Here is a 25,610-nt window from a genome sequence, read left to right as displayed (position 1 = left end):
CATGACGTTCCTCTCGGGGGCGAAGCGGATCGCCAACCGCCCGCTGGAGACCCTGGACACGCTCGGCGACCAGATGTCGTTCTACGGCAGGGCTCTGCTGTGGACGCCGCGCACGCTGCGCCGCTACACCAAGGAAGTGCTGCGGCTGCTGGCCGAGGTGAGCTTCGGTTCCGGCTCGCTCGCGGTCATCGGCGGCACGGTCGGCGTGATGGTCGGCCTGACGCTGTTCACCGGTGTTCTCGTCGGCCTCCAGGGCTACTCGGCGCTGAACTCGATCGGCACCTCGGCCTTCACCGGCTTCCTCACCGCGTTCTTCAACACCCGTGAGATCGCGCCGCTGGTCGCCGGGCTGGCGCTGTCGGCGACGGTCGGCGCGGGCTTCACCGCGCAGCTCGGCGCGATGCGGATCTCCGAGGAGATCGACGCGCTCGAGGTGATGGGCGTGCCGAGCCTCCCGTACCTGGTGACCACGCGGATCATCGCCGGGTTCGTGGCCGTGATCCCGCTGTACGTGATCGGCCTGCTGAGCTCGTACCTCGCCTCGCGGCTGGTCGTTATCTATATCTACGGACAATCCGCGGGTACCTACGACCATTACTTCGACCTGTTCCTACCACCGCAAGACGTGCTCTATTCGTTCATCAAGGTGCTGATCTTCAGCGTTTTGATCATTCTTTCGCACTGCTACTTCGGGTACCGGGCCAGCGGCGGGCCCGCCGGGGTCGGCGTGGCCGTCGGCCGCGCGGTGCGGCTTTCCATCGTCACGGTTTCGGTCGTGAACTTCTTCATCGGTTTCGCGATTTGGGGAACCGACGTCACGGTGAGGATTGCGGGATGACCACACTACGGCGCAGGTTGCTCGGCCTGCTGCTGGTGGCGGTGCTCGTCGGCGGGATCGCGCTCAGCATCGCGATGTACGACAAGGCGTTCAGCAAGTTCGTCACCGTGAAGCTCGACGCGGGCCACATCGGCAACCAGCTGCTCAAGCAGTCGGACGTGAAGGTCCGCGGTTTGATCGTCGGTTCGGTGCAGGACATCAAGGCCACCGAGAACGGCGCGGAACTGACCCTGGCGATGGATCCGGAGTCGGTGAAGCTGATTCCGGAGAACGTGTCCGCGCGATTCCTTCCGAAGACGTTGTTCGGCGAACGCTATGTGTCGCTGCAGATTCCGCAGGACCCGTCGAGCAGGACCCTTTCCCAGGGCGACGTGATCACCCAGGACCGCACTTCCGGCGCGGTCGAACTGGACCAGGCGCTCGAACACCTGATGCCGGTGCTGCAGGCGGTGCAGCCGCAGAAGCTGTCCAGCACGCTCACCGCGATCTCGACCGCCCTGCAGGGCCGCGGCAAGCCGCTCGGCGAAACGCTTTCGCAGCTCGGCCAGTACATCGGCGAGCTGAACCCGCACGAGCCGGAGCTGCAGCACAACCTCCAGGCGCTCGCGGAGTTCTCCGGCCACCTGAGCAACGCGACGCCGGATCTGGTGCAGAGCCTGGACAACCTGAGCACGACCACGCGCACCGTGGTCGCCGAGCAGGCGAACCTGTCGAGCCTCTACGGCAACCTCACCACCGCGTCGCAGGACCTGCAGTCGTTCCTCGAGGCGAACTCGCAGAACCTGATCAGCCTCGCCAGCACCGCGCGCCCGACCGCTGAGCTGCTCGCCAAGTACTCGCCGGAATACCCGTGCGTGCTGAAGCAGATGGCGAAGGTCGTGCCGGTCGCGGACGCGGCGCTGGGCAAGTACAACGGCAAACCCGGCCTGAACGCGACCATCGAGGTCGTCGTCAACCGCGGGCCGTACAAGCCGGGCGAGGAGCCGCGGTTCGAGGACAAACGCGGTCCGCGCTGCTACGACCTCAACCCCGCGCCGGACCCGTTCCCGCAGCAACCGCCGGACGGCCCGTTCAAGGACGGCACCAAACAGGGCGCGGCCCCGAAGACCGTCGGCGAGGGCCTGAACCCGGCCAACTTCAAGGCGGACGCGGCCGGGCTGAACGGCGGCGGCACGTCGGGCGGAAACCCGGTCAACACCGCGGCCGAGAACAACTTCCTCGCCGCGCTGGTCAGCCCGGAGATGGGGATTTCGCAGAGTCAGTTCCCGGGCTGGGGCTCGCTGCTCGTCGGCCCGCTCTACCGGGGCACGGAGGTGACGGTCAAGTGAGGGGACTCGCCGCACCGCTGATCAAGCTGTCGATCTTCGTGGTCGTCACGGTGCTGTTCACGACAGTGCTCGGCATCAGCATCGCGAACATCAACACCACCAGCACCAGCGCCTACTCCGCGCGGTTCACCGACGCCACGCTCCTGCTGCCGAACGACGACGTGCGCATCGCCGGCGTCCGCGTCGGCCAGGTCAAGGACGTCAAGATCGTCGACAAGCGCCAGGCGCAGGTGGACTTCGAGGTCGACTCCGGGCGCAAGCTCCCGGCAGGCGTGACCGCGCAGATCAAGTTTCGCAACCTGGTCGGCCAGCGCTACGTCTCGCTCGGCGAGGGCGACGACACCAGCGGCGCGACGCTCAAGCCGGGCCAAACCATCCCGCTCGAGCGCACCACGCCCGCGCTGGACCTGACCGAGCTGTTCAACGGCTTCAAGCCGCTGTTCACCGCGCTGAACCCGGCCGACGTCAACAAGCTGTCGTACGAGGTCATCCAGGTGCTGCAGGGCGAGGGCGGCACGGTGGAAAGCCTGCTGTCGCACACCGCGTCGCTGGCCACCACGATCGCCAACAAGGACCAGGTGATCGGCGAGGTCATCGACAACCTCAACTCGGTCCTCGACACGGTCAACCAGCACACCCCGCAGCTCAACGACCTGATCGTGAAGCTGCAGCAGCTGGTGTCCGGCCTCGCCGCGGACCGCAAGCCGATCGGCGACGCGATCGAGGGGCTGGGCAACCTGGCCAACACGACCGCCGGCCTGCTCACCGACGCGCGGGCTCCGTTGAAGGACGACATCGCCGCTCTGGGCAAGCTCACCACGAACCTGAACCAGAACGAGCCGCTCGTCGAGCACTTCATCCAGTTCATGCCGAAGAAGGTCAGTGCGCTCACCCGTACCGCCGACTACGGCTCGTGGTTCAACTTCTACTCCTGCGAGATGACCGGGACGGTGGGCGTGCCAGGGCTGCTGCCGCCGACGGACTTCACGCTCGCGCCGGTGAACCGGGACAGGTGCAAGCCATGAAGTCCTTCCAGAAACGCAACCCGATCCCGATCGCGCTGGTCGGCATCGCGGTCATGGCGCTCGGCCTCGTCGCCGCGATGAACTCCGAGGACCTGCCGGTGATCGGCGGCGGCACCACCTACAGCGCGGACTTCTCCGAAGCGGCCGGGCTGCAGAAGGACAACGACGTGCGGATCGCGGGCGTGAAGGTCGGCAAGGTGTCCGACATCAAGCTCGACGGCGCGTCGGTCAAGGTGTCGTTCAAGGTCAAGGACGCCTGGATGGGCGACAAGACCACGGCGGCGATCAAGATCAAGACGCTGCTCGGCCAGAAGTACCTCGCGCTCGACCCGCAGGGCAACGGCAACCTCGACCCCGGTTCGCCGATCCCGCGCGACCGGACGATGTCGCCGTACGACGTGCTCGACGCGTTCCGCGGCCTGTCGCAGACGGTCGACGCGATCGACACGAACCAGCTGTCGAAGAGCTTCGAGGCGATCACCCAGACGTTCTCGAACACGCCGCAGGACGTGAAGGGCGCGCTGTCCGGGCTGTCGAAGCTGTCGGACACGATCGCCAAGCGCGATTCGCAGCTGGCGAACCTGCTGGCCAACACGCGCCAGGTGTCGCAGACCCTGGTCGACCGGGACGCCGAGGTGCAGAAGCTGATCACCGACGGCAACCAGCTGCTGGACGAGATCGGCAAGCGCGAGCAGGCGATCAAGACGCTGCTCGACGGTTCGAAGCAGCTGTCGACGCAGCTGCAGGGCCTGATCGACGACAACGACGGCCAGCTGAACCCGGTGCTCACCCAGCTCGACCAGCTCACGTCGATGCTGCAGCGCAACCAGGACTCGCTGGCGCAGGGGATCCAGAAGTTCGCGCCGTTCATCCGGGTCTTCAACAACACGATCGGCACCGGGCACTGGTTCGACAACTACATCTGCGGCCTGGTGCTTCCTTCGGTCGGCCCGCTCAATCCGGAGGGGTGCAACTCCAAATGACCGACACCCGCTTCGGCCAGTCGCTCACCCGCGGCTTCACGATCGCGATCGTCCTCGCGCTCGTGGTCGCGGGCGCGCTCTGGTGGACGTTGAAGGACGCCGGCCGCAACCATCTGACCGCGTACTTCTCCGGCGCCGTCGGCCTTTACGAGGGCAACAGCGTCCGGATGCTCGGCGTGGACATGGGCACGGTGACCAAGATCCAGCCGATGGGCAACCAGGTCCGGGTCGACCTCGAGTACGACCGCTCGGTCGCGGTGCCCGCCGACGCGAAGGCGGTCATCGTGTCGCCGTCGCTGGTCAGCGACCGCTACGTCCAGCTCGCCCCGGCCTACACCGGCGGACCGCGGATCTCCGACGGCGCGACGATCGGCCTCGACCGCACCGAGGTTCCGCTGGAGGTCGACCAGCTCGCCGCCAGCCTCGCCAAGGTCAGCGAGACGCTCGGACCGAACGGGGCCAACAAGAACGGCTCGCTCTCGGACCTGCTGAACACCGCCGCGAACAACCTCGACGGCAACGGCAAGGCGCTGCACGACACGATCACCAAGCTCGGGCAGGCGTCCGGAACGCTGGCGGGCAACAAGGACGACCTCTTCCAGACGGTGCAGAACCTCGGCAAGTTCTCCCAGTCGCTCGCCAACAGCGACGGCCAGGTGCGCCAGTTCGAGAGCCAGCTCGCCGACGTGAGCGGATTCCTCGCCGGGGAGAAGGACAATCTCGCCCAGACCGTGCAGCAGCTCGGCACCACGCTGCAGTCGGTGCAGGGCTTCATCGAACGCAACCGCGGCCGGTTGAAGTCCAATGTGGACAAACTGGCCAGCGTGACCAAGGTGCTGGTGGACCAGCGCAGCTCGCTCGCCGAGATCCTCGACGTCGCGCCGGTCGCGCTGTCCAACATCGTCGGCGTCTACAACGGCTCGTCCGGCACGCTCGACGCGCGGCCGAACCTCAACGAGCTGACCCAGCCGCCGCTGGTGATGGTCTGCAGCCTGCTCAAGCAGACCTCGGTGACCAAGCAGCTGCTCGGCAACGCCTGCGACGGCATCGCCAAGGTGGTCGACGGCGTGGTTCCGCTGCCGTCCACCGCGCAGGTCATCCAGGCGATGCAGAACGGCCAGCTGCCGCCGCTGCCGCTCCCGCTGCAGGGCCAGGTCTACGGGACGCAGGGGAGCTGACGTGAAGCGACTGACGAAGTTCGCCGCGGGCGGAGCGCTCGCCACGGTGTCCGCGCTCGTGCTGAGCGGCTGCGCGTTCAACGGCGTCTACGACGTCCCGCTGCCCGGCGGGGCCGATCTCGGCAGCCACCCGTACACGCTGAAGATCCAGTTCAAGGACGTGCTCGACCTCGTCCCGCAGTCCGGGGTGAAGGTCAACGAGGTGCCGGTCGGGCAGGTCAAGTCGATCGGGCTGACGCCGGACGGCTGGCACGCCGAGGTGACCGTCGAGGTCAACGGCGACGTCAAGCTGCCGGCCAACGCGATGGCCAACGTGAAGCAGTCGAGCCTGCTCGGCGAGAAGTACGTCGAGCTGGCCTCGCCGGGCGGCGACGAGGCGACCGGGCAGCTGGCGAACGGCGCGACCATCCCGCTCGCGCGCACCGGCCGCGACGTCCAGGTCGAGGAGGTGCTCGGCGCGCTGTCCCTGCTGCTCAACGGCGGCGGCGTGGAGCAGCTCAACACGATCACCAAGGAACTCAACAACGCCACCGCCGGCCGCGAGCCGGACATCAAGGCGCTGCTGGCCAACGCGAACGAGCTGGTCACCAACCTCGACAACCAGTCGGCCAACATCACCCGCGCGCTCGACGGCCTCAACCGGCTGTCCATGACGCTGCGGGACCAGAAGGACAAGCTGGTCGGCGCGGTCGACAACCTCGGGCCCGGGCTCGGGGTGCTGGAGCAGCAGCGCGGCCAGCTGGTGACCATGCTGAACGCGCTCAACAACCTCTCCGGCGTCGCGACCGACACGGTCAACAAGAGCAAGGCGGACCTGGTCGCCGACCTCAAGGCGCTCACGCCGACGCTGCAGAAGCTCGGCGAGGCGGGCAGCGACCTGCCGAAGGCGCTGGAGATCCTGCTGACCTATCCGTTCACCGACCAGGCCTACAACGACGTCAAGGGCGACTACTTCAACCTGTTCGCCAAGGTCGACCTGAACCTCAAGGACGTCATCGACAACCTCGGCCGCAGCAGGCAGAACGGGCTCAACGGGCTCATTCCCGCGCCGGGGCTGACCGGCGGCGTCGAAGGCTCGCCCGCGAACCAGCCGCCGCCGCTGTCGTTCCCGGGCAGCCAGCCCGCGCAGCAACAGCAGCAGGCTCCGTCCTCGACCGGCGGCCAGGGCGGCGGGCAGCCGTCGCAGAGCGGGTTGTCCGGCCTGTTCGGGGTGCTTTCCGGAGGTGCTGGCTGATGTTGCTGCGCAGGACGAAAATCCAGCTGGTGGTCTTCGCCATCATCTCGGTCGTGGCCATCGTGTACGCGCTGATCCGGTTCGCCGGCCTCGGCACGGTGTTCGGCAGCAACGGGTACACGGTCAAGCTGCAGCTCAACGAATCCGGCGGGATCTTCACCAACGCCGAGGTCACCTACCGCGGCTTCAACGTCGGCCGCGTCGGGCAGCTGCGGCTGACCCAGAGCGGGCTCGAGGCCGACCTGAACATCGACCCGTCGGCCCCGCGCGTGCCCGCCGACCTCGACGCGGTCGTCGCCAACCGGTCCGCGGTCGGCGAGCAGTACGTCGACCTGCGGCCGAAGAACGACCAGGGCCCGTACCTCGCGAGCGGTTCGGTGATCCCGGCCGCCCGCACGAGCACCCCGGTCAGCACCGACCGGCTGCTCGGCGATCTCGACTCGCTGTCGGCCTCGGTGCCGACCGACGCGCTGCGGAAGGTCGTCGACGAGTCCTACGACGCGTTCCGCGGCACCGGCGGCGACCTGCAGAAGCTGCTCGACACCGCGCGCAGCTTCACCACCACCGCGCAGCAGTACCTGCCGCAGACCGTGCAGCTGCTGCAGGCGGGCGGCCAGGTGCTGGACACGCAGAACGACGAGGCGTCGAACTTCGCGTCCTTCTCCAAGAGCCTCAACCAGCTCAGCGGGACGCTCAAGAACTCCGACGGCGACCTGCGCAAGCTGATCGGCGTCACCCCGCAGGTGGCGACCCAGATCAGCCAGGTGCTCAAGGAGACCGGGCCCGGTCTCGGCGCGCTGACCGCGAACCTGCTGACGACGGCCAACCTGACCGTGACCCGGCTGGACGGCCTCGAACAGGGCCTGGTGACCTATCCGGCACTGGCGGCCGCCGCGCCGTCGGTGGCCCCCGGCGACGGGACCGCGCACCTCGGCCTGGTGCTGAACCTGTTCAACCCGCCGTCGTGCACGAAGGGCTATCTGCCCTACAGCCAGTACCGTCCGGGTTCGGACACCTCGCCCCGGCCCGAGGACGACAAGGCCTACTGTGCCGAGCCGAAGGGCAGCCCGATCAACGTCCGGGGTTCCCAGAACGCGCCGTACAACGGCGTGCCGGTGCAGCCGTCGCAGCAGGACATCGCGGCGAACCAGAACCGGCCGGCGCAGCAGCTGCAGGAGCAGCGCGACGCTCAGGTGCCGGGCGTCGTCGGCAGCCCCGGGGTCTCGCTGAACAGCATGGGCTCGCTGCTGGGACTCGGCTGACCGGGATTTGATGACTGTTACCTACTCTGGAGTGTTATGAGTGCCGAGCACGCGGTCGCCGAGGAAGAGGTGACCGCTGATACGCCCGAACCGGCAACGGCGGTGGCGGCGAAGGAAAAGTGGACGCTTCCCGGATCGCCGCGGGTGTGGCTGTTCGGGTCCGGGGCGTTCGCTCTCGCCGCGCTGGTGGTGGCGATCGTGTTCGGGATCATGTGGCTGGTCGCGGAGATGGACGGCGACCGGGATCTGGCTTCGGCGCGCGACGACGTGCTCAAGGACGGCACCGCCGCGGTGCTGGCCTACACCCAGGTCGACTACGCGAACTTGGACGCGTACTTCCAGAAGCAGAAGGACGTCTCCAGCGACGACATGGCCAAGCAGATCGAGCAGGCCCAGCCGAACTACTCGAAGGCGCTGACCGACCAGAAGGTCAAGGTCACCACCACGATCCAGGACATCGCGGTCGAGGAGCTCAACGACCACGACGGCAAGGCCAGCTTCCTGGCCGCGATCAGCACGGACACCTCGGCGGGCGGGAAGAACGCCACCAAGGCGCTGCGGCTCGAGGTCCAGATGACCCGGGTCGACGGCAAGTGGAAGCTGTCCGGGATCGACCAAGTGCCGCTCGTCGCCGCCGGCAAGTAGCTTCACCCGCAGATCGGAGTTCCGCAGTGCCCCCCTCCCGTCGCCAGCCACCGCGCAGCAGCAGCACGCCACCGGCTCGCAAGCCGAAGGTCGCCGGGCTGCGCAAGCCGTCGGACCCGGCGGCGCCGGCGGCCTCGCCCAAGCCGCGCCCCCGGCCGCGGCCGCTCCCCGACGCGGATCCGGCCGAGGTGACCCAGGAGCTGCGGATTCCCCGCGGCGGCCTGGTGCGCCCGGCCGACCCTGAGCCCGCTTCGACCGAGACCGAGCCTGCTTCGGCCGAGGTCGCGGAGACCCCTGTCGAGGAAGACGCCGCCGAGGTCTCCGGGGTAACCAAGGAAGCCCCGGCCGAAGAGGTCGACGCGCTCACCGGCGAGACCGTCGAGGACGAGAAACCGGCCCGGCCGAGCCCGCGGCGCAAGAAGCGCGACACCGGCTCGGAGAAGCCCTCGGACGTCGAGGAAGCCGAGACCAAGGCTCGAGCGGAGGAAGCCGCCGAGGTACCGCCTCAGCGGTCCGTGGTCAGCCGCAACACCGTGCGCGTCGCACTGCTGCTGGTGGTCGGCCTGGCACTGGTCGCGGCGGCGGTGATCTTCCAGGTCAAGGGCTCGGACGCGGCCGATTCGACGAGCAACCGCGCGGTGCTCGACGTGGCGAAGACCGCGCAGGTCAAGGACCAGGTCTCGAAGGCCATCGAGACGCTGTTCTCCTACGACTTCAACAACATCAAGAAGACCGAGGACGCGGCCAACCAGCTGCTCGCCACCGACCAGGTCAAGACGAGCTACAACGCGCTGATGGGCCAGGTCAAGAAGCTGGCTCCGGAGCAGAAGGTGGTCGTGACCTGCAAGGTCACCCGCAGCGCGGTGATCCGGCTGAACGGCGACCTCGCCAGGGTGATGCTGTTCATCGACCAGACGTCGACGCGCGCGGACACGAAGCAGACCGCCGCGGGCACGGCGCAGATGCACGTGGACGCCCAGCTGCAGGGCAACACGTGGAAGATCACCGACATGGACACCTACAAGGCCGCCGCACCGGCCGCTGGCGCCCCCGCGCCGTCCGCGCCCGCTTCGGCTCCGCCGTCGAAGTAAGCGTCCTGAGCAGTCGTCACGGCCCGTTCCCGGAACCTCCGGGGGCGGGCCGTTGTCGTGTCAGCGTCCGGAACGCCGTCCGAAGCGGCTCCTGCAGCTCATCCGGGCTCTCCGGCGGCTCCAGGGCCTCCGAGCCGGTCACGGCCAGCCGGTCCAGCAGAGCGGCCGTGAGACCGTCCAATTCGGCCCGCAGCACCGACAGGTCGGGACCGCCCTCGGGCAGGTCGCCGGGATGCGCGCTCCAGTGCGTGAAGAGCCGATGCTGGACCTGTTTGCTGGCGGTGATCTGATCCGAGAGGAACCCGGCGGCGAGATCCGGGTCGAGGCCGATTTCCCGGGCCAGCACCCGGACGCGGGCCAGCTCCCGCTGCTCGCGGACGGGATCGTCGACCGGCCGCCCGGCCCCGAACTTCGCGGCGGCGACCTGTTCGCTGATCGCCAGCCTGCGCAGGACCAGGTCGGGAAGCGACGCGTCGGGTCCGGGCATCGTGCGCACCTCCGGGAGTTCGGGCCCGCCCAGTTGATCACCGGGACGCATCCGTTGCCAAGCGTCGCTTCCGGGCGTGTGCAACCCCTGTCCGGGGGACCCGGAATCGGGTGCCGAGCTGCCCGAAGTTCCCCTGTTTTCGTCCGCCGCGAAGCACCTGACCGCTCGCGGAATGTGATCCATCCCGCGCCCGCCGCGCCGATGCGGAAACCGCCGCCGAAACCGGGCGCAGGCCGCCCACCTGCGTCGCTGTCCGGCCGACCTGCGCGGCCGTCCCGGAGTACCCGGCGGTAACCGGGACCGCGGCCGGATCGGTCACCCTGTGCTGTCCGGGTTCGACGCTGCGCCAACCGGCGGGAGAGCCGCGCGGCATCTTGACTCCAAAGCCGCGTGGGTTCACGCTTACTGCCAACGGTCACGGCCGGGGAACGCGAACCTTGCGGGAGGGGCGCGAAAACCCGGGCGAACCGGGAGCCGGAAGGACGCAGTGAGGCTCAGGGAGACGCACTGCCCCAAGGTGACGCGATGCAGGCTGGGCCCCGTCGGGAGTGCCCCCTGGACAGACCGCGTCATCGGGGCTAGACTGCTTCTTTGCGCTGCCCTCTTTCAGGCTGCCCGGAGCCGGTAGTTAGGATAGTGGGCACACGGCACCCCTGACAGTCCGCGACAGCTGTTGCCATCGCGGCTGCTCACCGCTCATTGTCCCCGGAAGGACGCATCTTGGCAGTCTCTCCCGCGAACCAGGCCACTGCTGCGACCACCTCGGCTGAATCCCGCGCGCAGGCCACGGGAATCCCCGGAGCGCCCAAGCGGGTCTCCTTCGCGAAGATCCGCGAGCCACTCTCCACCCCGAACCTGCTTGACGTCCAGATCCAGTCGTTCCAGTGGTTCACCGGCAACGAGGCGTGGTTCGAGCGCCGCGTCAACGAAGGCGAAGAAAACCCGGTCGGCGGTCTGGAAGAGGTCCTCAACGAGATCTCGCCGATCGAGGACTTCTCGGGCTCGATGTCCCTTTCCTTCTCCGCTCCGCGCTTCGACGAGGTCAAGGCCTCGATCGAGGAGTGCAAGGACAAGGACATGACGTACGCGGCCCCGCTGTTCGTCACCGCCGAGTTCGTCAACAACAACACTGGCGAGATCAAGAGCCAGACGGTCTTCCTGGGCGACTTCCCGGTGATGACCGACAAGGGCACCTTCATCATCAACGGCACCGAGCGGGTCGTCGTGTCCCAGCTGGTGCGTTCTCCGGGCGTGTACTTCGACAGCAGTGTCGACAAGACGACCGACAAGGACGTCTTCAGCGTGCGCGTGATCCCGAGCCGCGGCGCGTGGCTCGAGTTCGACGTGGACAAGCGCGACACCGTCGGCGTCCGCATCGACCGCAAGCGCCGCCAGCCGGTCACCGTGCTGCTGAAGGCGCTGGGCTGGTCCACCGAGGCGATCCGCGAGCGCTTCTCGTTCTCCGAGACGCTGCTGGCCACCCTCGAGAAGGACCACACCGCGGGCACCGACGAGGCGCTGCTCGACATCTACCGCAAGCTGCGCCCGGGCGAACCGCCCACGAAGGAGAGCGCGCAGACGCTGCTGGAGAACCTGTTCTTCAAGCCGAAGCGCTACGACCTGGCCAAGGTCGGCCGCTACAAGGTCAACAAGAAGCTGGGCCTCGACACCCCGTACGAGACCGGCACGCTGACCGAAGAGGACATCGTCTCGGCCATCGAGTACCTGGTCCGGCTGCACGCCGGCGAGGACAAGATGACGAGCTCCGCCGGCGTCGAGGTGCCGGTCGAGACCGACGACATCGACCACTTCGGCAACCGCCGCCTGCGCACCGTCGGCGAGCTGATCCAGAACCAGATCCGGGTCGGCCTCTCCCGCACCGAGCGCGTCGTGCGCGAGCGCATGACCACGCAGGACGTCGAGGCGATCACGCCGCAGACCCTGATCAACATCCGCCCGATCGGCGCGGCGATCAAGGAGTTCTTCGGCACCTCGCAGCTGTCGCAGTTCATGGACCAGAACAACCCGCTGTCGGGCCTGACGCACAAGCGTCGTCTTTCGGCCCTCGGCCCGGGCGGTCTGTCCCGTGAGCGCGCCGGCATGGAGGTCCGCGACGTCCACCCGTCGCACTACGGCCGGATGTGCCCGATCGAGACGCCGGAAGGCCCGAACATCGGCCTGATCGGCTCGCTGTGCTCGTACGCGCGGGTCAACCCGTTCGGCTTCATCGAGACGCCGTACCGCAAGGTCGTCGAGGGCCAGGTCACCGACCAGGTCGACTACCTGACCGCGGACGAGGAAGACCGTTACGTCAAGGCGCAGGCCAACGCGCCGCTGACCGACGACGGGCACTTCGTCGAGTCCAAGGTCCTCGGCCGCCGCAAGGGCGGCGAGGTCGAGCTGATCGACCCGCTCGAGATCGACTACATGGACGTGTCGCCGCGGCAGATGGTCTCCGTCGCCACCGCGATGATCCCGTTCCTGGAGCACGACGACGCGAACCGCGCGCTGATGGGCGCGAACATGCAGCGGCAGGCTGTTCCGCTGCTGCGCAACCAGGCTCCGTACGTGGGCACCGGCGTGGAGCTGCGCGCCGCGGTCGACGCCGGGGACGTCCTGGTCGCCGAGCAGGCCGGCGTGGTCGAGGAGCTGTCCGCGGACATCATCACGATCATGCACGACGACGGCACGCGGAAGAGCTACGGACTGTACAAGTTCCGCCGCTCCAACCACGGCACGTGCTTCAACCACCGGCCGATCGTCAACGAGGGTGACCGGGTCGAGCAGGGCCAGGTCATCGCCGACGGCCCGTCCACCGAGAACGGTGAGATGGCGCTCGGCAAGAACCTCCTCGTCGCGGTCATGCCGTGGGAGGGCCACAACTACGAGGACGCGATCATCCTCTCCGAGCGCCTGGTGCAGGACGACGTGCTGACGTCGATCCACATCGAGGAGCACGAGATCGACGCCCGCGACACCAAGCTGGGCGCCGAGGAGATCACCCGGGACATCCCGAACGTCTCCGAGGAGGTCCTGGCCGACCTCGACGAGCGCGGCATCATCCGCATCGGAGCCGAGGTCCGCGACGGCGACATCCTGGTCGGCAAGGTCACGCCGAAGGGCGAGACCGAGCTGACCCCGGAGGAGCGCCTGCTCCGCGCGATCTTCGGCGAGAAGGCGCGCGAGGTCCGCGACACCTCGCTGAAGGTGCCGCACGGCGAGACCGGCAAGGTCATCGGCATCCGGGTGTTCTCCCGCGAGGACGACGACGAGCTGCCCCCGGGCGTCAACGAGCTGGTCCGCGTCTACGTGGCCCAGAAGCGCAAGATCCAGCCGGGCGACAAGCTCGCCGGCCGGCACGGCAACAAGGGTGTCATCGGCAAGATCCTGCCGGTCGAGGACATGCCGTTCATGGAGGACGGCACCCCGGTCGACATCATCCTGAACACCCACGGTGTGCCGCGACGGATGAACATCGGCCAGATCCTCGAGCTGCACCTCGGCTGGCTGGCCTCGCAGGGCTGGACGATCGAGGGCAACCCGGACTGGGCGAAGAACCTGTCCGAGGAGCTCTACGACGTCGCGCCGAACACGAACACCGCGACCCCGGTGTTCGACGGCGCGAAGGAAGAGGAGCTCACCGGGCTGCTCGGGGCGACCAAGCCGAACCGCGACGGCGAGCGCATGGTCAAGGAGAACGGCAAGGCCACGCTGTTCGACGGCCGCTCCGGCGAGCCGTACCCGTACCCGGTGTCGGTCGGCTACATGTACATCCTGAAGCTGCACCACCTGGTCGACGACAAGATCCACGCCCGCTCCACCGGCCCGTACTCGATGATCACCCAGCAGCCGCTGGGCGGTAAGGCGCAGTTCGGCGGCCAGCGCTTCGGCGAGATGGAGTGCTGGGCGATGCAGGCCTACGGCGCGGCTTACACGCTGCAGGAACTGCTCACGATCAAGTCGGACGACGTGGTCGGCCGCGTCAAGGTGTACGAGGCGATCGTGAAGGGGGAGAACATCCCCGAGCCGGGCATCCCGGAGTCGTTCAAGGTGCTCCTCAAGGAGCTCCAGTCGCTGTGCCTCAACGTCGAGGTGCTCTCCAGCGACGGTGCGGCGATCGAGATGCGCGACTCCGACGACGAGGACCTCGAGCGCGCAGCGGCGAACCTCGGCATCAACCTGTCCCGCAACGAGTCGCCCTCGGTGGACGACGTCGTGCACTGATTCGGTGTCGAGCGGGAACCTGCCTCCCGCGGGTTCCCGCTCCACCGCCGACCCCTCTCTAGCCGAAACAACCCCAAGGGGACTTAGACGTGCTGGACGTCAACTTCTTCGATGAGCTCCGGATTGGCCTCGCCACCGCCGACGACATCCGTCAGTGGTCCTTCGGCGAGGTCAAGAAGCCGGAGACCATCAACTACCGGACCCTCAAGCCGGAGAAGGACGGGCTCTTCTGCGAGAAGATCTTCGGTCCGACCCGGGACTGGGAGTGCTACTGCGGCAAGTACAAGCGCGTCCGGTTCAAGGGCATCATCTGCGAGCGCTGCGGCGTCGAGGTCACTCGCGCCAAGGTGCGCCGTGAGCGGATGGGCCACATCGAGCTGGCCGCGCCGGTCACCCACATCTGGTACTTCAAGGGCGTTCCGTCGCGCCTCGGCTACCTGCTGGACCTGGCGCCCAAGGACCTCGAGAAGATCATCTACTTCGCGGCCTACGTGATCACCGGCGTGAACACGGAGCTGCGGCACAACGACCTGCCGACCCTCGAGAACGAGATCGGCGTCGAGCGCAAGAACCTCGAGACGAAGCGCGACGCCGACATCGAGGCCCGCGCGCAGAAGCTGGAAGCCGACCTGGCCGAGCTGGAGGCGGAGGGCGCGAAGTCCGACGTGCGCCGCAAGGTCAAGGAGGGCGGCGAGCGCGAGATGCGCCAGCTGCGCGACCGCGCCGGCCGCGAGCTGGACCGCCTCGAGGAGGTCTGGACGACCTTCACGAAGCTCGAGCCGCGTCAGCTGATCGCCGACGAGCTGCTCTACCGCGAGCTGATCGACCGGTACGGCGAGTACTTCACCGGCGGCATGGGCGCGGAAGCGATCCAGAAGCTGGCGACCGAGTTCGACGTCGCCGCGGAGGCCGACAGCCTGCGCGACACCATCCGCAACGGCAAGGGGCAGAAGAAGCTCCGCGCGCTGAAGCGGCTCAAGGTCGTCGCCGCGTTCCAGGCGACCGGCAACGACCCGCGCGGCATGGTGCTCGACGCCGTCCCGGTCATCCCGCCGGACCTGCGCCCGATGGTGCAGCTCGACGGTGGCCGCTTCGCCACGTCGGACCTGAACGACCTGTACCGCCGCGTGATCAACCGGAACAACCGGCTCAAGCGGCTGATCGACCTCGGCGCGCCCGAGATCATCGTCAACAACGAGAAGCGGATGCTGCAGGAGGCCGTCGACGCGCTGTTCGACAACGGCCGCCGCGGGCGTCCGGTCACCGGCCCGGGCAACCGGCCGCTGAAGTCGCTGTCCGACCTGCTGAAGGGCAAGCAGGGCCGGTTCCGCCAGAACCTGCTGGGCAAGCGCGTCGACTACTCGGGCCGTTCGGTCATCATCGTCGGTCCGCAGCTGAAGCTGCACCAGTGCGGTCTGCCGAAGGACATGGCGCTCGAGCTGTTCAAGCCGTTCGTCATGAAGCGGCTGGTCGACCTGAACCACGCGCAGAACATCAAGTCCGCCAAGCGGATGGTGGAGCGCTCGCGGCCGCAGGTGTGGGACGTGCTCGAAGAGGTTATCACCGGCCACCCGGTGATGCTGAACCGCGCGCCGACCCTGCACCGGCTGGGCATCCAGGCCTTCGAACCGCAGCTGGTCGAGGGCAAGGCCATCCAGCTGCACCCGCTGGTCTGCGAAGCGTTCAACGCGGACTTCGACGGCGACCAGATGGCGGTGCACCTGCCGCTGTCGGCCGAGGCGCAGGCCGAGGCCCGGATCCTGATGCTGTCGGCGAACAACATCCTGTCGCCGGCGTCGGGCCGTCCGCTCGCCATGCCGCGTCTGGACATGGTCACCGGTCTGTTCCACCTGACCCGGCTGAACGAGAACGCCGAGGGCGCGGGCAACGCGTACTCGTCGCCCGCCGAGGCGATCATGGCGTTCGACCGCAAGGCGCTGAGCCTGCACGCCCCGGTCAAGATCCGCGTCACCGACCGTCAGCCTGCGAAGGCCGACGAGGCGGCGCTCGCGGAAAAGGGCTGGGAGCCGGGCAAGCCGTGGCTGGCCGAGACGACGCTGGGCCGCGTCCTGTTCAACGACCTGCTTCCGGCGGACTACCCGTTCATCAACGAGCCGATGCCGAAGAAGCGGCAGGCGGCCATCGTGAACGACCTCGCCGAGCGGTACTCGATGACGCAGGTCGCGCAGACGCTGGACAAGCTCAAGGACGCCGGTTTCTACTGGGCGACCCGCTCGGGCGTCACGGTCGCGATCTCGGACGTGCTGACCCCGGTCGGCAAGAAGGCCATTCTCGACGAGTACGAGGGCAAGGCCGACCAGGTCGAGAAGCGGTACCAGCGCGGTCAGCTGTCCCACGCCGAGCGCAACAACGAGCTCGTCAAGGTGTGGACGCAGGCGACCGAAGAGGTCCACAAGATCATGGAGACGGCGCTGCCGGACGACAACCCGATCGCCATGATCGTGAAGTCGGGCGCCGCCGGCAACATGACGCAGGTCCGTTCGCTGGCCGGTATGCGTGGTCTGGTGTCGAACCCGAAGGGCGAGTACATCCCGCGTCCGATCAAGGCGAACTTCCGTGAAGGCCTGTCGGTGGCGGAGTACTTCATCGCCACCCACGGCGCCCGGAAGGGTCTGGCGGACACGGCGCTGCGTACCGCGGACTCGGGTTACCTGACCCGTCGTCTGGTGGACGTTTCGCAGGACGTCATCGTCCGCGAGATCGACTGCGGCACCACGCGCGGCATCATGATGCCGATCGGCGAGGACCTCGGCGACGGCAAGGTCGTGCGCGACCAGCACGTCGAGACCTCCGTGTACGCGCGGAACCTCGCGACGGACGCGGTGGACGCCAAGGGCAACGTCGTGCTGAACGCGGGCGACGACATCGGCGACCCGGCCATCGAGAAGCTGCTCTCCAGCGGCATCTCGAAGGTGAAGGTCCGCTCGGTGCTCACCTGCGAGTCGGCGGTCGGTGTCTGCGCGACCTGCTACGGCCGTTCGATGGCGACGGGCCAACTCGTCGACGTCGGCGAGGCGGTCGGCATTGTCGCCGCCCAGTCGATCGGTGAGCCGGGCACGCAGCTGACGATGCGTACGTTCCACCAGGGTGGTGTCGCCGGTGACGACATCACGACCGGTCTGCCCCGTGTCACCGAGCTTTTCGAGGCTCGGGTGCCGAAGGGCAAGGCTCCGATCGCGGACGTCGACGGCCGCGTGCGGATCGAGGAGAGCGAGCGGTTCTGGAAGATCACCCTGATCCCGGACGACGGGTCGGAGGAGATCGTCTTCGACAAGCTGTCCAAGCGGCAGCGGCTCGCGAACACCCCGAACGGCCCGCTGGGCGACGGCGACCACGTCAACGTCGGCCAGCAGCTGCTCGAGGGCACGCCGGACCCGCACGAGGTCCTGCGCGTCATGGGCCCGCGCGAAGCGCAGATGCACCTCACGGACGAGGTCCAGAAGGTGTACCGGGCGCAGGGTGTGTCGATCCACGACAAGCACATCGAGGTCATCGTGCGGCAGATGCTGCGCCGCGTGACGATCATCGACTCCGGAGCCACGGACTTCCTGCCGGGCGAACTGCCCGAGCGGACGAAGTTCGAGGCGACGAACCGGGCCGCGGTCGCCGAGGGCGGCGAGCCGGCTTCGGGCCGTCCGGTGCTGATGGGCATCACGAAGGCGTCGCTGACCACGGACTCGTGGCTGTCGGCGGCCTCGTTCCAGGAGACCACGCGCGTCCTGACCGACGCGGCCATCAACGGCCGCTCGGACAAGCTCGTGGGCCTCAAGGAGAACGTCATCATCGGTAAGCTCATCCCGGCCGGTACGGGCATCAACAAGTACCGGAACATCCAGGTGCAGCCGACCGAGGAGGCGCGGGTCGCGGCGTACGCGATCCCGTCCTACGACGACGGTTACTACACCCCGGACGTGTTCGGTTCGGGCACCGGCGCCGCGGTTCCGCTGGACGACTACGACTTCGGTCGCGACTTCCGCTGATCCGCTCCGCGTGAACGAAACGCCCCCGGCTTCGGCCGGGGGCGTTTCGCTGTATGCGGGGTCAGACCGCGGCGGGCACGTTGATCCGGTCGAGGAAGTCGGCGATCAGGTCGATTCTGGCGACCAGGGTCGCCGGGTCGATCTCGTCCCGGTACACCGCGTAGCACCACCCGTGCTCGAGGCCGATGAGGTCCGGAAGCAGTTCATGGTTGCCGCGCAGCCAGTCCATGGTCTCCGGGGCGATGACCTGGGCCGAGAGGTCCTGATCGCTGGCGTATCCGGTGAACTCGTTCTCGGCCGGCGTGAATTGCTCCCAGCGGGCGGCCGAGGGCGACGTTCGCGCCTCCGCTTCGAACAGCCTTTGCTGGTAGTTGAGATACGCCATGGTCCGCCCGAACATCCGCACCGGTTCGGTCGGGTACGCCTTGGCGATCTTCATGCTCGGCGTCGGCCCGACCTTGGTTTCGATGGTGTACTCGTAGATCCTTCTGGAGCTGTTGGCCCCGACCCGGAGCGAGCACCAGTACGCGCTGACCCGGAACTGCCGGTCCCGCCGCGGCAGATCAGCCGCGAACTCGACGGTCGGAGGACTGCTGGGGAAGGTCATGCCCTCCGAGATGGTCTTCGGCCGGTACAGCTCGCCAAGAGGCTTCCGGCGCTGCGCGGACCGGGGCCGCCCGTATTTCAGATCGGCGACCATGGATCCGCCCAGTTCCTCGGGCACCGCGTGCAATGCGGCCTCCCGGGCTTGTCTCGCCCGTTTCTTCTTCAGATGCCAGCGGAAGCCGAGATAACTCGGGAGCACGACCATGACCAGGAGTCCGAGAATCGGCCTGAGCCAGTACCAAGCGTCGTGCTCTGCGAGGGCGAGATCCACGGTTCAGAACTCCAGATCTTTTTTGGTCTCGTCTTCCGAAGTTCCGTCCCCGGTCGCCGCGTACTCGACGGCCTTGCGCGCGTTCTCCAGGTGTCCCAACGGTTTCCCTGGCTTGACCGGCAGGTCGGTTTCGTTCTTGTCGTGGCTTCGGAGCCCGACCTGCGACCGTGCCTCGTCCAGCAGCTTCCCGCCGACGGTTTTCCCGAAACCGTCCTTGGCCCGCTTGGCGGTGGTCTTGCCGCCTGCCTCGGCCATCTTGGCCACCTCGTCCTTGGCTGCTTTGAAGAACGTCTGGAACCGGGCGATCAAGTCCTTGATCATGTCCAGCAGCTTCTGCAGCTTGCTGACCTGCTTGGTCGCCTTGCCCGCGGTAGACGCCGCGCGCACCCCGGTCGCCGTGCCCGCCGCCGCGGTGGATGCTCCGAACGACGGGACCGCGGCGGCCAGTGCCGGGATCCAGATCATGATCAGCCAGGTGATCAGCTCGGTCAGCAGCGCCTTGATGAAGTCCTCGATGACGGTCATCGCCATGCTGCACACCTGCAGCATCGTCGCGATGTCGCCGGCCTGGTCGGCGGTGCCGGTGATCCCGGTCGAGAACTTGGCCAGCTTCTCCGCCGCGGTTTCGGCCGCGCCGCCTTCCCACTGGGAGAGCGAGCTCTTCGCCTGCTCGCTGAACTGGTGCGCGAACTGCTCCAGCCCGCGCCCGATCGCCGTGAAGTTCTCGGCCGCTTTGGACAGTGCCGGGCCGTCGCCGCTGACGAAGTGGATCGCGTCCTGGAGCGGGTCGCAGACGGCCAGCAGGAAGTTCAGTCCCTGGCCGACCAGCCAGCCGATCGGATCGGAGCTGATGCTCATCGCGGTTTCCGCGCACGACTGGACGAAGTTGGTCGTCTCGGAAACCACCCCGCTCAGCCCGGTCGCGGTGTCGCCTGCCTTGATCGCGTCGCTGGTGCCCGCGTCGTAGATCTTCACCGCGCCGCCCACCACCGGCAGCGCGTTGACGATCTTCTTGCCGGTGCCGTCCTCCGGCTTGATCTCGATCTTGCCCAACGGATCAGACATCCCGCCCCCTACTTCCGTCCGCTGCCGAGGTTGTCGATCTTGCCCATGACGTCTTTCCAGCTGCGGCAGTGGTCCTCTTCGGTCTGGTCGTAGAACTGGCCGGCGCGGTTGATCTTGTCGGACGCGGACTGCAGGCCGGTTTCCATCGCGGTCAGCAGGTCTTTCAGGTCGTTGACCATGTCCGTGTACATGTGTTTGACGAGGATGCCGATGACGCCCCAGGACTCGTCGCCGACGTCGGCCTGCGCCACCTTGCCCTTGACCCCGGCGACCGCGGTCTTGTTACCCGCCAGCTGGCGGGAGTAGTCGTAGAGCTTCGCCGTCTGCACCTGGTAGCCGGCCATCAGCGGTGGTCCTCGTCGTCGAACAGGTTCTTGAGGAAGTCGTCCCCGGCGGACCCGGCCGAGGACGGCGGTGGCGGCGGGGGAGGGGTCTTCTCCGCGGGGTCGGCCAGCAGCTCGCGCTCGGAATAGTCCTCGTGCTGTTCTTCCTCGACGCTCCGCTGCGGCGCGGGCGCGCCCCGTTCCATCGCGGCACGCAATTCCTCGACGTCGGTGCCCAGCAGTTCGGCCTGGGTTTCCAGCACCTGCTCGGTGAGCTGCATCGAGTTGCCCGTGTGCTGGTCCACCAGCACGGCCTGCTGCCGCGCGGACTCGGCGACCGCCTGCTGCAGGGTCGCCATCACCATCCCGGACAACTCCGTCCCGCCGTGGCGCAGCGCGGCATCGGTGATCCGGATGTCCTTGATCGACCCGCCCGGGCCGGAGACGACGGTGACCGACTGGTCGGGCGACGTCGCGGTCGCTTCGAGCGCGCCCAGTTCCTCCTGCATCTGGGCGATGCCGGCGAACTGGTCGTCCACCCGTTGCAGCCTCGATTGGAACCGGTCGAATTCAGCGACCAGCCGGTCGAACTCGTCGGACATGCCGTCTCCCCTGGTGTTCTGTTGCCATACCGTCATGGCCCAATCCGGCATCTTACGGTCGGTATCCGACTAAACACGGCGAAACCGCCAAAAAAGCCCGCCACGCGCTCTCTGGTCCCGGTCGCGCTGCGTAGCGGGTTCGGAGACGGTACTTGTACGGTCGCGGCCCGGATCCGGCTGGCATAACTTCGCGCGCGTGGCTGATGTCGTGCCGTTCACGGACAACTTCTCGGATCTCTCCAACGCGCAGGGGTACCAGTTCGAATTCCGTTGCGAGCGCTGCGGAAACGGGTACCGGTCGGCGTTCCAGCGGGACGCGATGGAGACCGGGCGCAGCATGTTGCGCGCGGTGGGCTCGTTCTTCGGCGGGACGCTGCAGCAGTTGAGCAGCTCCGCGGACCAGTGGAAGTACGACCGGGCGACGAACTCGTCAGCGAAGGACCGCGCGCTGACCGCGGCCGTCGAGGAGATCACCCCGCGCTTCCGCCAGTGCCGCGGCTGCAGCGACTGGATGTGCGCGGATCAGTGCTGGAACGAGGAAATCGGCCAGTGCCTGCGCTGTTCGCCCAGCGTGGCGGAGGAGGTCTCGCGCGCGCAGGCGGCGGCGCAGCGGGACCAGATCTGGGACAAGGCGCGCGAGAAGAACTGGACCAAGGACCTGGACCTGGGCACCCGCGCGAAGCTCACCTGCCCGGACTGCGGCCTGAAGGTGGACGGCGGGAAGTTCTGCACCGGATGCGGAAGCTCGCTGGCCCCGACTGTCCACTGTGGAGAGTGCGGCAAGGAGTCCAAGGCGGGCGCGGTGTTCTGCGCGGATTGCGGGCACCGGCTCTGAGGTCTCAGACCTTGGCGAGGGTTTCGCGCCGCTTCTTCACCCGGCGAGGGACGCTGGGCAAATAGGTGCGCTTGAGCAGCAACAGGCCGGGGAAAAGCAAGATCAGGGCACCGAGGAGATCGACGGCCGCGAACACCGAGCCGACTTGGTAGCCCAGATCTCCCCCGAACGGGCCCACTGCGATCTCGACGACGGTGCCCCGCGCGGGAAGCTCGTTCTTGTTCCATTCGGCGGTGATTTCGTGGATGATGCCGCCCTGCTCGTAGGTTCCGTACACCTCGGCCCGGTCGACGGTGCAGGACGGGCCGCCGGTGGTGCTCACACAATGCCGGGTGCCGCCGCCGCTGGCCCCGGTGACCGTCGCTTGCACCTGCGGAGCCAGCCCCGTCAGCACGGCGATCGAGTTGCCCGCCGGTCCGATTCCGACGGCGATCAGGGCGAGCGCGATGAGCGTCCGCGCGGTCAGCGAGATGGAGGTGACCGGCTGCCGGTCGCGTGCGTCGCGCCTGCGGTTCAGCGGCGTGCGGAGGAATCCGCCGCGCTTGCCGATCCAGGCGTCGTACCGGGTGTCCGCTCTGGTCGCGACTGAACGGAATTGGCGGTCATTCGCCCACTTCTCCCACATCGCTGAGGGGACAGCGGCGGCGAGCATCGCGAGTTTGCGGGAGTTGTCGAACATCCGGTCTTCGGTCAGCCCGCCGGTGTCGGTGGTCCAGATCGCGTCATCGCGGAAGGCGACCTGGTGCACGCGGAACCACCGGTCGTTCAGGAGCAGCTCGCGGACCTCGCCGGTCAGCATCTCCCGGGCGAAGTCCGGATCCGAGGCGTAGACGGAGAACCGGCGGTCGAATTCGGGGTCGGTCTCGAATTCGTGCAGGGTGGTGTCGGGCCGCAGCCAGCTGAACTGGTTGCGGGTGATCCGCATGTCTTCGAGCGGAGTGAAGTGCTCTGGGGCGAAGGCTTTGATCTTCGGCGAGATGGTCAGCGCGGGCACGTTCGGGATCCGCAGCTCCACGACCGAGCAGATCGAACCGAGCGCCTCGGCCAGCTTCGACTTCCGGCGGAAATTGCTGTCCCGGTAAGGAGATTCGGTCGAATACTCGATGCCAAGCAGCCGATGTCCGTGATGGATGAACTCGACCGTGGCCCGGCTCGGCCAGGGGTCGGGATGATCCCGCGGGACGGCAAGCCCTTGCCGGGGAAGGAAACCGAAGCTGGGCTCGCCGCTTGAATCGACGCGCTTGGCCCAGCGCTGCGAGCGCCACCCCCGCCAGGCAAGCAGCGCGGCGACGACCAGCGGCACGCCGTACCAGGCCAGCGGCGGCACGGTCAGGCTCGCGGAGAACCAGTACAGCGTGGCGAGGGAGACGGTGATTCCGCTGAGCACATGGAAAACCGCCGCCAGGACCGCGCTGCGACGCTCGGCCCAGGCGGCGGTCCACAGCAGCAGGAAGGCCAGCGCGCAGCCGCCGAAGAAATAGCCAGGGACAACCAGCTCGTCCGTCACGCAAACCCTTACATGTCCAGGTTTTCCCGAGTGTCCTTGGCGGAATGCTCCCCGGCCTCGTCGCTCGCGTCCTGGGACTTGCCGATGTCCCTCGCGTTGCTGATCATCTTGTCGGCGAAGTCGAAGCCGCCCTTGCCGACATAGGCGGAGCCCTTGCTCAGGTCGGACGGGTTCACGCCGATGACCTGCTTGACCGCCTCGCCGGGCATGCCCTTCAGCGCGTCGACCGCCGCGGTGCCGAAAGCGCTTCCCTTGGTTCCGGTGGCGTTGGCGACCGCACCGGCGAGCGCCTTCTCCGTGCCGGGGGTGATGCGGGCGCCGGACGGGGTGAGCTTCGAGCCCTGCTTGATCATCTCGTCGGCCCACTTGGCGAGGAACGTCAGGAACTTCTCGATCAGCTGGCCGAGTTTGCCGAGGTGGCTGGTGACCCGGCTGACCGTGCTGGCCACGCGGGCGACCGAGGCCGTCATCGCCGCGGCGACGGACGAGCCGAGGCTGACGACGGAGGCGGCGAGCGCGGGCAGCCACAGGTAGATGAGCCAGCTGACCAGTTCGGAGATCAGCGCCTTGACGACCTCTTCGATGACGGTCATCACCATCGACCACATCTGCAGGGTCTCGGCCACCGCGCCCGCGCTGGAGCCGATGCCCTTGATGCCCTCGGAGAACTGGGCCAGCGCCTTCTTCGCGGCGTCGCCGCCTTCGCCCTGCCAGTCCTTGAGCGCCTCGTCGCCTTCCTTGACGAAATTGTCGGCCAGGGTGACGAAGCCCTTGCCGATCTCGACGAAGTTGCCGGAGGCTTCCTTCAGGGCGGGACCGTCGCCGGTGACGAAGTGCAGGGCGTCCTGCAGCGGCTGGATCAGTTCGATCAGCATGTTCAGGCCGTTGCTGACCAGCCAGCCGACCGGGTCGAGCGCGAAGCTCGCCAGGTCCACCGCCGCGCCCGCGACGAAGCCGGCGCCGTCCTGCACCAGCTGGCCGCTGGCCGAGGCGAAGTCGCCGAAGCTCTTCGCGTCGCCGTAGTTCTCGATGGCGCCGGAGATCGTGTTGACGCCCTTGCCCACGAACGGCGTCTTCTTGGCCGCTTCGAGCGCGTCGTGGCCGAACCCGTCTTCGTGCTTGATTTTTACGCCGTCGGCGACGCTGTCCTGTCCCATGAGTTCCCCTTGCTCAGAGCGGTCCGTCGATCTTCGCGTCGAACTTGCCGAAGGTCATGACGGTGTCCTTCTCGTGCCCGTCGTAGATCTCCGCGGCTTTGCCGAGCTTGTCCTGAAACACCTCGACGCTGCTCTTCATGGCCTCGAGCAGTTGCTTGAGCTCGTCGAGCTTGCTCGTGTAGGTCTGCTTGGCGACCAGCCCGATCAGGCCCCACGACTTGTCGCCCACGTCGGCCTGGCCCACGAGGCCGTTGAACTTGCCCGCCTCGCTCTTGTAGTGGTCGAGCCCGGTGGAGTACTTCGTGATGGCCGTCGTGACGACGCTGTGGGTCATCGGTGGTCCTCCTCGTCGTTGAACAAGTTCTTGAGGAACTGGTCGCCCGCCGAAGCGGACGGCGGCGGCGGAGCGGCCTGCGCCGGCTGCTGCTCAGCGCGAAGCAGGTTGTTGTTCGCGAAGTCCTCCTCGTCGCGAACCGGCGCGGCCGGCCGCTGCGGCTGCGCCTCCGGGAGGTTGGACTCCAATTCCTCCACCGTGGTTCCCATGCCCGCGGCTTGCGCTTCGAGAACCTGCTCGGACACGTTCAGCCCGAAGGCCGTGCCCACGTGCTCGTCGACGATCCCGGCCTGCTTGCGCGCGGATTCCGCGACGGCCTGGTGCAGCGTCGCCAGGATCGTGGACGCCAGCTGGTCCGGCTGCTGGCGGAACGCGTCGGGGGAGAGCCGGAGGTCCTTGACCGAACCGCTCGGGCCCGCGACCACGGTGACCGACCGGTCCGGCGACGTCACCTGCGCTTCGAGCGCGTTCAGTTCCTCCTGCATGTCGCCGACCTTCGCGAACTGCGCTTCGGCCTGCTTGAGCTTCGTCTGGAACTTCTCGAACTCCGCGACGAGTCGGTCCATCTCTTCGGACACGGCGGTCACACCTTCCCTGCACCTCGCTGATGTGCG

21 protein-coding genes are annotated in these 25,610 nt (G+C 67.7%); 12 read left to right on the top strand and 9 right to left on the bottom strand.

Annotated elements, in window-relative coordinates; all coding sequences use genetic code 11:
* Window position 1 precedes the first annotated feature (1 nt).
* From DMP23_RS30720 to DMP23_RS30680, 9 genes are read left to right on the top strand one after another with little or no spacing between them, the layout of a single operon-like run.
* On the top strand, window positions 2-838 hold the full coding sequence (locus DMP23_RS30720) for an MlaE family ABC transporter permease (protein WP_037360186.1): 837 nt from the start codon (window positions 2-4) through the stop codon (window positions 836-838).
* Entirely contained in the window at window positions 835-2,166 is a 1,332-nt protein-coding gene (locus DMP23_RS30715; RefSeq protein ID WP_337823236.1) for an MCE family protein, read from the top strand. The genes DMP23_RS30720 and DMP23_RS30715 overlap by 4 nt, the downstream gene beginning before the upstream one ends.
* A complete protein-coding gene (locus DMP23_RS30710; protein WP_337823235.1) occupies window positions 2,163-3,191 on the top strand; it encodes an MCE family protein in 1,029 nt (342 codons plus the stop codon). The genes DMP23_RS30715 and DMP23_RS30710 overlap by 4 nt, the downstream gene beginning before the upstream one ends.
* The gene (locus DMP23_RS30705; RefSeq protein WP_037816292.1) at window positions 3,188-4,174 is read left to right on the top strand and encodes an MCE family protein; all 987 of its coding nucleotides are present in this window, start codon (window positions 3,188-3,190) and stop codon (window positions 4,172-4,174) included. The genes DMP23_RS30710 and DMP23_RS30705 overlap by 4 nt, the downstream gene beginning before the upstream one ends.
* On the top strand, window positions 4,171-5,352 hold the full coding sequence (locus DMP23_RS30700) for an MCE family protein (RefSeq protein ID WP_037816291.1): 1,182 nt from the start codon (window positions 4,171-4,173) through the stop codon (window positions 5,350-5,352). The genes DMP23_RS30705 and DMP23_RS30700 overlap by 4 nt, the downstream gene beginning before the upstream one ends.
* Before the next feature lie 10 nt (window positions 5,353-5,362).
* The gene (locus tag DMP23_RS30695; RefSeq protein WP_037816463.1) at window positions 5,363-6,586 is read left to right on the top strand and encodes an MCE family protein; all 1,224 of its coding nucleotides are present in this window, start codon (window positions 5,363-5,365) and stop codon (window positions 6,584-6,586) included.
* Window positions 6,586-7,848, top strand: a complete 1,263-nt coding sequence (locus tag DMP23_RS30690) for an MCE family protein (RefSeq protein WP_037816290.1) — start codon at window positions 6,586-6,588, stop codon at window positions 7,846-7,848. Before DMP23_RS30695 ends, DMP23_RS30690 begins: the two co-directional genes overlap by 1 nt.
* Before the next feature lie 36 nt (window positions 7,849-7,884).
* Window positions 7,885-8,493, top strand: coding sequence for a hypothetical protein (locus DMP23_RS30685; protein ID WP_337823234.1), 609 nt, complete (start codon window positions 7,885-7,887; stop codon window positions 8,491-8,493).
* A 26-nt stretch (window positions 8,494-8,519) separates the two neighbouring features.
* Window positions 8,520-9,584, top strand: a complete 1,065-nt coding sequence (locus DMP23_RS30680; RefSeq protein WP_337823233.1) for a hypothetical protein — start codon at window positions 8,520-8,522, stop codon at window positions 9,582-9,584.
* 16 nt (window positions 9,585-9,600) lie between these two features.
* Here the strand turns inward: DMP23_RS30680 and aroQ are convergent, their stop codons facing one another.
* Entirely contained in the window at window positions 9,601-10,071 is a 471-nt protein-coding gene (gene aroQ, locus DMP23_RS30675; RefSeq protein WP_337823232.1) for a gamma subclass chorismate mutase AroQ, read from the bottom strand.
* Window positions 10,072-10,791: 720 nt separating this feature from the next.
* Here aroQ and rpoB point away from each other — a divergent pair.
* Window positions 10,792-14,295 (top strand): DNA-directed RNA polymerase subunit beta, encoded by a 3,504-nt coding sequence (rpoB, locus tag DMP23_RS30670; RefSeq protein ID WP_037816287.1) that lies wholly within the window; start codon window positions 10,792-10,794, stop codon window positions 14,293-14,295.
* Between the two features lie 89 nt (window positions 14,296-14,384).
* A complete protein-coding gene (locus tag DMP23_RS30665) occupies window positions 14,385-18,296 on the top strand; it encodes a DNA-directed RNA polymerase subunit beta' (RefSeq protein WP_037816286.1) in 3,912 nt (1,303 codons plus the stop codon).
* Window positions 18,297-18,357: 61 nt separating this feature from the next.
* Here DMP23_RS30665 and DMP23_RS30660 read toward each other — a convergent pair whose 3' ends face one another.
* The 4 genes from DMP23_RS30660 to DMP23_RS30645 are packed head-to-tail and all read right to left on the bottom strand — an operon-like array spanning window position 18,358 to window position 21,163.
* Window positions 18,358-19,173, bottom strand: a complete 816-nt coding sequence (locus DMP23_RS30660) for a hypothetical protein (RefSeq protein WP_134733108.1) — start codon at window positions 19,171-19,173, stop codon at window positions 18,358-18,360.
* Window positions 19,174-19,176: 3 nt separating this feature from the next.
* Window positions 19,177-20,238 (bottom strand): hypothetical protein, encoded by a 1,062-nt coding sequence (locus tag DMP23_RS30655; protein ID WP_037816284.1) that lies wholly within the window; start codon window positions 20,236-20,238, stop codon window positions 19,177-19,179.
* A gap of 8 nt (window positions 20,239-20,246) precedes the next feature.
* Complete coding sequence (locus DMP23_RS30650) at window positions 20,247-20,582, bottom strand: hypothetical protein (protein ID WP_238608652.1); 336 nt, start codon at window positions 20,580-20,582, stop codon at window positions 20,247-20,249.
* Window positions 20,582-21,163 carry a YbaB/EbfC family nucleoid-associated protein gene (locus tag DMP23_RS30645; RefSeq protein ID WP_037816282.1) on the bottom strand — a complete coding sequence of 194 codons (582 nt, stop codon included), beginning with the start codon at window positions 21,161-21,163 and terminating at the stop codon, window positions 20,582-20,584. Before DMP23_RS30645 ends, DMP23_RS30650 begins: the two co-directional genes overlap by 1 nt.
* A gap of 196 nt (window positions 21,164-21,359) precedes the next feature.
* On the opposite strand from DMP23_RS30645, the gene DMP23_RS30640 reads away from it, so the two are divergent.
* A complete protein-coding gene (locus DMP23_RS30640; protein ID WP_238608650.1) occupies window positions 21,360-21,998 on the top strand; it encodes a double zinc ribbon domain-containing protein in 639 nt (212 codons plus the stop codon).
* Between the two features lie 4 nt (window positions 21,999-22,002).
* Here DMP23_RS30640 and DMP23_RS30635 read toward each other — a convergent pair whose 3' ends face one another.
* From DMP23_RS30635 to DMP23_RS30620, 4 genes are read right to left on the bottom strand one after another with little or no spacing between them, the layout of a single operon-like run.
* The gene (locus tag DMP23_RS30635) at window positions 22,003-23,505 is read right to left on the bottom strand and encodes a hypothetical protein (protein ID WP_337823231.1); all 1,503 of its coding nucleotides are present in this window, start codon (window positions 23,503-23,505) and stop codon (window positions 22,003-22,005) included.
* Between the two features lie 8 nt (window positions 23,506-23,513).
* The gene (locus tag DMP23_RS30630) at window positions 23,514-24,662 is read right to left on the bottom strand and encodes a hypothetical protein (protein WP_238608648.1); all 1,149 of its coding nucleotides are present in this window, start codon (window positions 24,660-24,662) and stop codon (window positions 23,514-23,516) included.
* A 13-nt stretch (window positions 24,663-24,675) separates the two neighbouring features.
* On the bottom strand, window positions 24,676-24,996 hold the full coding sequence (locus tag DMP23_RS30625) for a hypothetical protein (protein ID WP_337823230.1): 321 nt from the start codon (window positions 24,994-24,996) through the stop codon (window positions 24,676-24,678).
* Window positions 24,993-25,574: a YbaB/EbfC family nucleoid-associated protein gene (locus tag DMP23_RS30620; RefSeq protein ID WP_238608646.1), complete on the bottom strand. Its 582-nt coding sequence runs from the start codon at window positions 25,572-25,574 to the stop codon at window positions 24,993-24,995. Before DMP23_RS30620 ends, DMP23_RS30625 begins: the two co-directional genes overlap by 4 nt.
* Window positions 25,575-25,610: the final 36 nt, after the last annotated feature.

The organism is Amycolatopsis sp. A1MSW2902 (genome assembly GCF_017312175.1).
GTDB lineage: Bacteria > Actinomycetota > Actinomycetes > Mycobacteriales > Pseudonocardiaceae > Amycolatopsis > Amycolatopsis nivea.
This window is presented reverse-complemented; position numbering and strand designations above follow the sequence as displayed.